The organism is Rhodococcus jostii NBRC 16295, assembly GCF_001894825.1.
GTDB classification, from domain to species: domain Bacteria; phylum Actinomycetota; class Actinomycetes; order Mycobacteriales; family Mycobacteriaceae; genus Rhodococcus_F; species Rhodococcus_F jostii.
On the sequence record NZ_BCWY01000028.1, the window covers coordinates 104,485 to 113,872 of the forward strand.

Here is a 9,388-nt window from a genome sequence, read left to right on the forward strand (position 1 = left end):
AGGAGACCTCCCGATGCATTTCCCCACCAAGTCCAATGCGAGTGCACTCGCACCCATCATCGTCTGGCTCACCGGAAGGGTCGCGTTCCACACCGACCAGCCGCCGAGTGACGTCGACCCCGACATCCCCCTCACCGAGCTGGGAATCGCATCGGTGTCAGCGGTGAGCCTGTGCGGCGAGATCGAAGACCAGTGGGAGCTCGAGCTGGATCCGACCGTGGTGTTCGACTACCCCACGGTCGCGGAGATGGCCGTCTTCATTGCCGGCGAAGTCGACTTCGCCGACCGGAACGCCTCGTGACCGACATCGCCCTCGTCGGTCTCGACTGCCGCTTTCCGCAGGCACCCGACGCCGAGGCGTTGTGGCGGCTGCTGCTGGACGGCGGCGACGGGATCGGCGACGTCCCGGCACAGCGATGGAACGCCGACGACTTCTACGACGAAGCCGGGGGGCCCGGCTCGGTCAACAACCGCAGCGGCGGATTCGTGGTCGACGCGGACGCGTTCGACCACGAGTTCTTCGGCATCGCACCCCGCGAAGCTGCCGCCATGGACCCGCAACAACGGCTGCTTCTCCAGACGGCATGGCGGGCGTTCGAGGATGCCACATTGGACCCGAAGGCCCAGTCCGGTTCCGACACCGGCGTGTTCGTCGGCGTGATGGCCAACGAATGGAACCTCCAAATGCGGGACGTCGCGCGCATCACGCCCCAGCTCGGAAGCGGCAACGGCTATTTCATGACGGCCAATCGGGTGTCCTACCACCTGAACCTCCGGGGCCCGAGCATGGCGGTCGACACCGCATGTTCGTCGTCCCTCGTCGCGGTCCACCTGGCGTGCGCGGCGCTGCGGGCCGGCGAGTGCGATCAAGCCCTCGCCGGCGGTGTCAACATCGCCGTGACCCCCGCGTTGAACGTCTTCTACACCCAGGCAGGACTTTCCGCGCCCGACGGACGGTGCAAGCCGTTCAGCGGAAAGGCAGACGGAATCGGTCGTGGCGAAGGTGTCGCGGTACTCGTGCTGCGTCGGTTGGAGGACGCCCAGGCCGAGGGTCTGCCGATCTATTCGGTGATCAAGGGAAGTGCCGTCAACAACGACGGCCGCAGCAACGGGATCACCGCGCCCAATCGCTGGGCCCAGCAGCAGGTCATCGAGAAGGCGTACCGGCGTGCGGGCGTATCGCCGGCGCAGGTCGCGTTCGTCGAAGCGCACGGCACGGGAACGGTGCTCGGCGACATGATCGAGGTCAACGCCCTCGGGCACCTCCACGCCGTGAACCGCCCCCAGCCGTGCGCTGTCGGGTCGATCAAAGGCAATCTCGGTCACACGGAGGGAGCGGCGGGTGTGGCCGGACTGATCAAGGTCGCCCTCTCGCTGCACCACCGCGTAGTACCGCCCAGCCGCTGGTCGGAGGGCGAGAACCAGCGACTGCGTATGGCGCACAATGGACTTCGCCTTCTTTCCGAACCGATGCCCCTGCCCGACGGCGAGGTGTACGGCGGAATCAGCAGCTTCGGGATCGGCGGCACCAACGCCCACCTGGTGATGGCCGGCGCTCCCACATCTGCGCCGACTCCACCGAGTGTCGGCGGCGGTGTGCTCACCCTGTCGTCGAACAACCGGGAAGGTCTGGCGCGCAACGCCGCCGTGCTCGCCGACGATCTGAGTACGAGTCACGCCGAGCTGGGCCGGATCTGCTGGTCCACGAACACCGTGAAGGTGTCGGGGCGACATCGGCTGGCGCTTCCGGCGCACGACCGGGACCAGGCGGTGGCGGCGCTCCGCGACGCGGCCGTCGACGATCGCCGACTCGAGTCGCTGTCCGGACTGGCCCGTCCCGCGAGCGTCGGCTGGCTCTTCACCGGTCAGGGTTCGCAGTATCCGGGAATGTCACGCTCACTGCACGAGAATTTCGGCGCCTACCGGCGCGCATTGTCCGAAGTGGATGAGCAGATGGCGCCACACCTGGGCCGCTCGGTCCGGACGCTGCTGCTCGATGCCGGTGACGAGATCCACCGTACCGAGTTCGCGCAGCCTGCCCTGTTCGCGTTGGAATACGCACTCGCGCAGGTACTCACGGAGACCGGAATCGAGCCGGCGTGGCTGGTCGGGCACAGCGTCGGCGAGTACGCGGCCGCCGCGCATGCCGGCGTGTTCAGCCTGGACGACGCCTGCCGACTGATCGTCGCGCGCGGACGGCTCATGCAACAACTGCCCCGGGGCGGCACGATGCTGGCGGTCCGGGCCGCCCGCGAGGAGGTCGAAGCCCTGCTGGCCGAGGAACCAGCGGCGGCAGTGGCCGCGGTGAACGGGCCGCGGGATCTGGTGTTGTCGGGGGCCGCCGACACACTCGAACGCCTCGGCGCCACGCTGGCCGCAGCCGGATTCCGGGTCCGTCGCCTCACCGTGTCGCACGCGTTCCATTCGCCCCTCATGGAGCCGATGCGGGACGCCTTCGCCGAGGTCGCCGCGGGATGCACCTACCGCCCGCCCGAGATTCCTGTCTTCTCGACCGTGCTGGGACGGTTGCTCGACGTCGGCACGCCGATGGACGCGGCATATTGGACCGACCAGATCACGGCCACCGTGCGATTCGCGGACGCCGCAGCGGCCGCCATGGCCTCCGAACCGACCCATCTCCTCGAGTTGGGACCCGCACGTATCCTGTTGCCGCTCACGGCACGCGCGCATCCCGGCCAGTCGGCGCGGTACCTCGCGCCGTGCCCAGGTCCGGCGGCCACCGGCCACGAACTCGCCGACACCGTGTCTGCGCTGTACCGCGACGGACTCGATCCCAGGTGGGACGCACTCTACGAGCCGGGCTCCCGGGTCCGCCGACGCCTGAGCGGCTACCAATTCGCGACCGAACATCGCTTCTGGACACCCGCCGACGCGCCCGTCCTGACCAACGCGACCACCGAATCCGGGCCGCCGCCCACACCGATCGCCTGTAGCCACGAGCCCGAGGACACCACGATGGATCAACTGATCGCCCTCTTCCGACAGCAGACCGCCGTTCTCGCCGCTGCCGTCAATGGTGCGCCCGGAGTGGCCTTTCCCGACGCGGCGCCATCGACCGACGGTGCGCAGGCTCGCGCGGTTGCGGTCGATCGCATCGCGGCCAGGGTGCGCTCGGAAACCGCGCGAGTCAGCGGATTCCGCGCTGAGGCATTGAAGACGACGCAGACCATTGTCGGCGACCTCGGATTCGACTCGATCATGATCACCGACCTGTTCGGCGGATTGAGCCGCGCATTCCCCGGTCTCGTCGTCGAACCGGAATGGTTCTCGCCGAACCGCACTCTCGGCGATGTGATCGATCACGTGACCGCGCAGTGGGCACCCCGGTCTTCCGCCGCAATTGCGCCGGGGCGGGACGAGTCCGTACCGGCGCCCCCGCGCACGAGCGTGGCACCCGAGTTCCGCATCGAAGAGTTTCCAGAGGTCGAGGCGCTCGCCGAACGACTGAACACAGCCGAGGGTCTCGGCGTCACCAACCCGTACTTCCTGGTCAACGACGGGGTCACGCGGGACACCTCGATGATCGGCGGTGAGCAAGTGGTGAATTTCTCCAGCTACAACTACATCGGGATGTCCGGCCACCCCGCCGTCGTCTCGGCGGTACAGGACGCGGTCGCCCGGTACGGCAGTTCGTCTTCGGCCAGTCGCTTGCTGTCGGGCGAGAAACCGGTGCACCGCGAACTCGAAGCCGAACTGGCCGGCCTGCTCGGCACCGACGACGCCATCGCCCTCGTCAGCGGGCACGCCACCAATGTGACGGTGATCGGTCATCTTCTCTCGGAGGGCGACCTGGTCATACACGACAGTCTGGCGCACGACAGTATTCTGCAGGGCTGCGCGCTGTCGGGCGCTACCCGGCGTCCGTTCCCGCACAACGACTACGCCGCGTTGGACGGGATCCTCACCGCGATCCGATCGCAGTACCGGCGGGTCCTCATCATCATCGAGGGTGTCTACAGCCAGGACGGTGACATTCCCGACCTGCCGGCCATGATCGCGGTGAAGAAGAAGCATCAGGCGTTGATGATGATCGACGAGGCGCACAGCATCGGGGTGCTCGGCGCCACCGGTGGCGGCATCGGCGAGCACTTCGGCGTCGACCGCGCCGACGTGGAGTTGTGGTCCGGAACGATGTCGAAGGCCTTGGCCGGCTGCGGTGGGTACGTCGCGGGCAGTCGTGCGCTCATCCGATACCTGAAGTACACGACCCCCGGTTTCGTCTACAGCGTCGGGATGACGCCGATGAACGCCGCGGCATCGCTGGCCGCGATCCGGCAGATGCGGGCCGAACCGGAGGCGCTCGCTCGTCTGCGCCGGAACTCCCAACTCTTCCTCGCACTCGCCACCGAGGCCGGGATCGATACGGGAGACACCAGGGACACACCCGTGATTCCCTGCATTGTCGGGGATTCACTCCGGGCGCTCGCTCTGTCCAACGCGCTGCTCAGGCGTGGTATCAATGTGAATCCGATCCTCTACCCGGCCGTCCCGGAAGACCTCGCACGGTTGAGGTTCTTCGTCACCTCGTGCCACACCGAAGACCAGATCCGCGCCACGGTACAGGCCCTCGCCGAGGAACTCGCCGAACTCCGGGTGAGTGCGTAGCGACATGCTCAGCCCGTACCTCGACCGTCCGGGTCCGTCCGGTCCCCTTCGCCTGTTCTGCTTTCCTCATGCCGGCGGCGGGCCCGCCATGTATCGCCGCTGGCACCGCGCGCTGAGCCCACAGGTGTCGGTGTGGCCTGTGCAGCTGCCAAGGCGGGACGCCCACGTGGGAGAAGAACCGTTCAGCGACCTCGAGTCACTCGTCGCCGAACTGGAGACGGGGCTCGCTCAGTTCCTGACGGTGCCGCACGCGTTCTTCGGACACAGCATGGGCGCGCTCGTGGCCTACCGGTTGGCGTGCCGCCGTCGCGCATCCGGCAATCCACTACCGCAGGCGTTGGTGCTGTCCGCGTACTCCGCCCCGCACCTGCCCCCGCCGCTGCCTCCGGTCGACGATCTGGACGACGCGACGCTGATCGGGTTTCTGCGCGCGACCGGTGGTCTCCCCGACGAGCTCCTGGACTGGCCTGCATGGCTGGACCGATGGCTCCCCACCGTGCGGAACGATCTCTGTCTCTGCACAAATTTCCGGGATCCGGGGGACTCGGCTCTCACCTGTCCCACGTATGTGCTCGGCGCCGACGCCGATCCGCTGGTCGGCGAACGCGATCTGCGGGCGTGGAGTCGACATACCACCCGGCTACGCGAGGTGCGCATGGTGGCGGGCGATCACTTCTATCTCGACAACGGACCCGAGCAGTTCTTTCGCGTGCTCAGACCGATGCTGCGCCCCCACGCCGAAGCGGCCGGGCACCAACGACACGGAGCGTAATCGACCCCGAGCGGGTGTACGAGTTGGTCCACCACGGTTCTTCACGTGGGTGCTGCCGATCGCCTCGGCCATGTGAGCCCCGAACTGCACCCCTCGAACTCCCACCAGCGCTTCCGCATCCCTCCAGGGCTGCACTGGCGAGATGCCTGTTCGGGCGGAGCCCGGCCAGTGCCGACGCTCTCGGCGCCGAGGACCTGATCAACCGGATCCAAGGCGGCTGGCCTGTAACGGCTAGCCTCGATCCATGATGCTGGCGAACGCCTGCGAGCTGTATCGAGACGCAGGCTTTATCGGGCAGCCGGCGGCCGCTGTCACCAGCCTGGCCTTCGTGGTTGCGGGCCTCGCGGTCGTCGCGCGTCGTCCGCACGGCGCGCCGACCGTGACCTACGGCCTGCTCGTCGTCGCGGTCGGGGCCGGGTCGCTTGTTGCGCACGGACCCAACCCGTCGTGGCAAGCCTATGCACACGACATTCCGATCGCGACACTGCTCGCCTATATCGCCGTCGACGCCGCCTCCGACCGGTTTGGCCGTCGGCTGTCGCCGGGGTGGTGGCTCGTCGTTCCGCTCGTGATGGTTCCTACCGTGGCTGCCGGTTCGAGTGCATCCACGATCGTGCAGGGAATGCTCGCCGCGGTCGCCGCGGGACTCGGTCTGGAACGCGCCCGTGTCCGTCCGCAGCTGCGGCGCACGACGATCGTCGCGGCACTGCTTCTCGCGTCCGGCGCTCTGCTCGGCACCGTCGGCGACCGGACGTCGATCTGCCGGCCGAGCAGCGTCCTGCAGGGTCACGCGCTGTGGCACGTTCTCGCCGCCGCTGGATTGTGGCGGCTCGCGCCCACGATCGGTTCATCGTCAGATACGGCAGCGACATCGGCGGGCTCACCGCCGCCCACGAGCTCCGACGGCGGCTTCCGCCGACCGACGACGTGACGGACCAGCTCGCGTTCGAGCTGGAAGGAACACTGCTGGCGGCCAACTCATATTTCCATCTCTTCGCCGACACGCGCTATCTCGACCGCGCCCGCCTCGCGATGCGTACGCGCCTGTCGAGTGGAGCATCGACACCAGAACGGACGGCAACCCGCGCATGAGCACCCACACAACCGATAACGTCGCCTCCGGCGTCAGCGCTACCCGCCGCGGCCTCGGTATCTGAGTGACCCCACTCGAAACGCGCCGTGAGGTGATACTGCACGTCGCCCGCCGCGCCGAAGATCTCGGCTATGACGGGTTCTTCCTCGCCGAAGGGTGGAGCCCGGATGCCGCCGTCCTGCTCGCCGAAATCGCCACGAAAACCGAACGAATCATCATCGGTACCGGGGTGCTCAGCGTCTGGGGCCGCACCGCCGGGACCCTCGCGATGCTCGCCACCAGCCTCGACCAGGTCTCACACGGCCGCTTCGTCCTCGGCTTGGGTGCAAGCAGTCCACAGCTCGTCGAAGGACTGCACGACCAATCGTTCACCGCGCCGGTGGCCAAGCTGCGCGCGGTCACCGCACAGGTCCGTCGACTGCGCGACGGCGAGCGGGTCCACCCGACGGCAACCCACGACCACCGGCCCCTGCGGCTGGGTGTCGCCGCGCACACCGGCCTGCCGATCTACCTCGCCGGACTCGGCAACAAAGATGCCGATCCTCACCCTCCCACCCCACCCCACCGCACCAGCGCCGAACTCGACTACATGCTCGAAACCATGCGCCCACACCCCTGACGTTCCGCGGGGGCGGACGGTGCTGCCGCGTCGTCGTAACCCACCATTCGACTTCCGTCGGCCCCGCCGCAGTGGATCGTCGACGGATGGTGTGCGCCACCCCGCCCGGGTGAAGGTGTAACAATCCACGGAGAATCCGCAACCGTTTTCGAGTCTCACGGGCTGGCCAGCGGTTCCCGCTTCTGACCCGCGCTGCGCCCCGGCGAACGAATCGCTTCTCGTTCCGGCCTTCATGCGGATCGCCGGCGACGCCAACTGGTGGGCGCCGCGCCCAAACGCACACATCGGAATGCACGAGACGGCAGATCAGTGGGGCGCGATGACACCCCGGTCGCCGATCTCGGCGCGGACGTCGATTACACGCCCGGACAGCAACCAGTCCGACGGGCCGCGTCGCCACTGGTCCCGGTACTCGCCGAGGCATTCGTACGTGGCGCCTGCATGGTCGCCGAGGCCGACGTGAAACGCCCGGAAGTAGGACCGGGTGCGTGCCGTGTCACCGTCGAGGTCGATGCGGATGTTGCCGATGAGGTGCTGGGTGACGCCGCAGACGTCGAGATGGGAGCGGACGCGGGCGACCACATCGGCCGGCCCGTTCCGGCCGTAGGCCACGACATCCTCGGTGAGGGTCGCGGCGAACCCCGGCCAGTTTTTCGTGTCGAGCAGAGTGGCGAGAACGTGCAGGCGGTCGGTGATCTGGACGCGGTCGGGAAGAGACTCGGGCATGGCTCGATCCTCCTCGGAGGACCGGCCCTGTCGGTCCCGGCATCCCGCTGATCGAGACCAGGGTGTCGAACCCACACCCCTAGGGGGTGTTCTCGCGCACGGCGATCCGCGGGACTGTAGTGGCGTCGGTTCGTCCGGCTCCCCCTGCCCAGAGGACCGAGCGTCCCGCCGTGCATTCAGCGGCGCAAGCACCCTGGTTGGTGATGTGATGGAACACGCTGTGCGAGCGAACTACCGAGAGCACCGATCCGATCCGTTCCCGCTGTCTGCGGCGCAACACGGGCTGTGGTTTGCGCAGCAGCTCGCCCCGGACGTGCCTATCTGCATCGCGCAGTACGTCGACATCCACGGTCTGCTGGACGTCGAACTGTTCCGTGAGGTGGCGCTCGTTGCCGGCCACGAATACGAGTCGGTGTTCCTGCGTCTGGTGCACGTCGACGGTGAGCCGCACCAGGTGGTCGATCCGCCGACCGACGCGGCCATGGGAATCGTCGACTTCCGCGGCGCATCCGACCCGATGGCCGCGGCCGAGGAATGGATGCACGAGAACTACACGGCACGAGTTGATTTCGAACACGACTATCTGTGTGAATCGTCGCTGCTGCGGGTCGGTGACGAGCGGCACCTGTGGTACAGCCGCATCCACCACATCGCCCTCGACGGATACGCGGCGATGACAATGGTCAACCGCGTCGCTGCCCTGTATACCGCGGCCGTCCAGGGCCTCGAGCGCGAACCGAACCGTGCAGCGGACCTGCACACCCTGCACCGTCTCGAAGAGGACTACCGGGGGTCCCACCGGTTCTCTTCCGACCGCGACTACTGGGCCGAACGTCTCCACACGCGCACGAACGGCACCTCCCTGACCGACGTCGAGGCGCCTCCCGCCGCCCACAGCCTGACGGTGCGCACGGCGCTGTCCGCCGGTGCCGTCGCGCGACTCGAGAACACCGACGGCCGGCCGGGTGCGACAGCCGCAGCCGCGTTGATCGCCGCCTTCGCCGGCTATCTCTCGCGGCGGACGGGACGGCAGGACGTGCTTGTGGACATTCCGCTGTCCGCACGCACCACCGCCGTATTGCGCCGTTCCGGCGGCATGCTCGCCAACGTCGCGCCCCTGCGGGTGCAGGTCCGGTCCGAAGACACCGTTGGCGACCTCGTGGCTCGAGTCCAGCACGAACTGATGGGCGCAATGCGGCACCAGCGCGGCAACGTCGAGGATATTCTGCGGGAGCTGGGTGTTTCCGCCGAGGCCCGCAGGATCTCCGGACCGATGGTCAACGTCATGCTCTTCGATCAGGACCTCACCTTCGGATCGCTGACCGGAGACTTCCGGATCCTCACCACGGGTCCCGTCCCGGATCTGTCCGTCAATGTGTACCGGAGTGGAACTCCGGCATCGACGTTCGTCGAGTTCGAGGCCAACCCCTACCGCTACCGCGACGACGAACTGCGTTCGCATCACGCCGGCGTCGTCGGATTGATCGACGAAATACTCGCCGCAGACCCCGGCACTCCGCTCGCCGCGATCGGTGTGGCGGAGTTGGAGCGG

Annotated in this window: 7 protein-coding genes; 6 read left to right on the forward strand and 1 reads right to left on the reverse strand. The window is 67.8% G+C overall.

Annotated elements, in window-relative coordinates; genetic code table 11:
• Positions 1-13: 13 nt before the first annotated feature.
• The 5 genes from RJ1_RS19460 (at position 14) to RJ1_RS19485 (ending at position 7,110) form a co-directional block, all read left to right on the forward strand.
• A complete protein-coding gene (locus RJ1_RS19460) occupies positions 14-301 on the forward strand; it encodes an acyl carrier protein (protein ID WP_073362755.1) in 288 nt (95 codons plus the stop codon).
• Positions 298-4,626, forward strand: a complete 4,329-nt coding sequence (locus RJ1_RS19465; protein ID WP_073362757.1) for a type I polyketide synthase — start codon at positions 298-300, stop codon at positions 4,624-4,626. Before RJ1_RS19460 ends, RJ1_RS19465 begins: the two co-directional genes overlap by 4 nt.
• Complete coding sequence (locus RJ1_RS19470) at positions 4,619-5,398, forward strand: thioesterase II family protein (protein ID WP_240320088.1); 780 nt, start codon at positions 4,619-4,621, stop codon at positions 5,396-5,398. The genes RJ1_RS19465 and RJ1_RS19470 overlap by 8 nt, the downstream gene beginning before the upstream one ends.
• 244 nt (positions 5,399-5,642) lie before the next feature.
• Complete coding sequence (locus RJ1_RS19475) at positions 5,643-6,329, forward strand: hypothetical protein (RefSeq protein WP_073362762.1); 687 nt, start codon at positions 5,643-5,645, stop codon at positions 6,327-6,329.
• A 226-nt stretch (positions 6,330-6,555) separates the two neighbouring features.
• Positions 6,556-7,110 (forward strand): LLM class flavin-dependent oxidoreductase, encoded by a 555-nt coding sequence (locus RJ1_RS19485; RefSeq protein ID WP_240320089.1) that lies wholly within the window; start codon positions 6,556-6,558, stop codon positions 7,108-7,110.
• A gap of 306 nt (positions 7,111-7,416) precedes the next feature.
• Here RJ1_RS19485 and RJ1_RS19490 read toward each other — a convergent pair whose 3' ends face one another.
• On the reverse strand, positions 7,417-7,836 hold the full coding sequence (locus RJ1_RS19490; protein ID WP_073362764.1) for a nuclear transport factor 2 family protein: 420 nt from the start codon (positions 7,834-7,836) through the stop codon (positions 7,417-7,419).
• Between the two features lie 220 nt (positions 7,837-8,056).
• Here RJ1_RS19490 and RJ1_RS19495 point away from each other — a divergent pair.
• A partial coding sequence (locus RJ1_RS19495) for a condensation domain-containing protein (protein WP_255284894.1) occupies positions 8,057-9,388 on the forward strand: 1,332 nt, incomplete at its 3' end.

Bases quoted from the DNA above. Each gene is read 5' to 3' on its own strand.
- RJ1_RS19460 (WP_073362755.1), top strand. From the start codon at position 14: ATGCATTTCCCCACCAAGTCCAATGCGAGTGCACTCGCACCCATCATC.
- RJ1_RS19475 (WP_073362762.1), top strand. From the start codon at position 5,643: ATGATGCTGGCGAACGCCTGCGAGCTGTATCGAGACGCAGGCTTTATC.
- RJ1_RS19490 (WP_073362764.1), bottom strand. From the start codon at position 7,836: ATGCCCGAGTCTCTTCCCGACCGCGTCCAGATCACCGACCGCCTGCAC.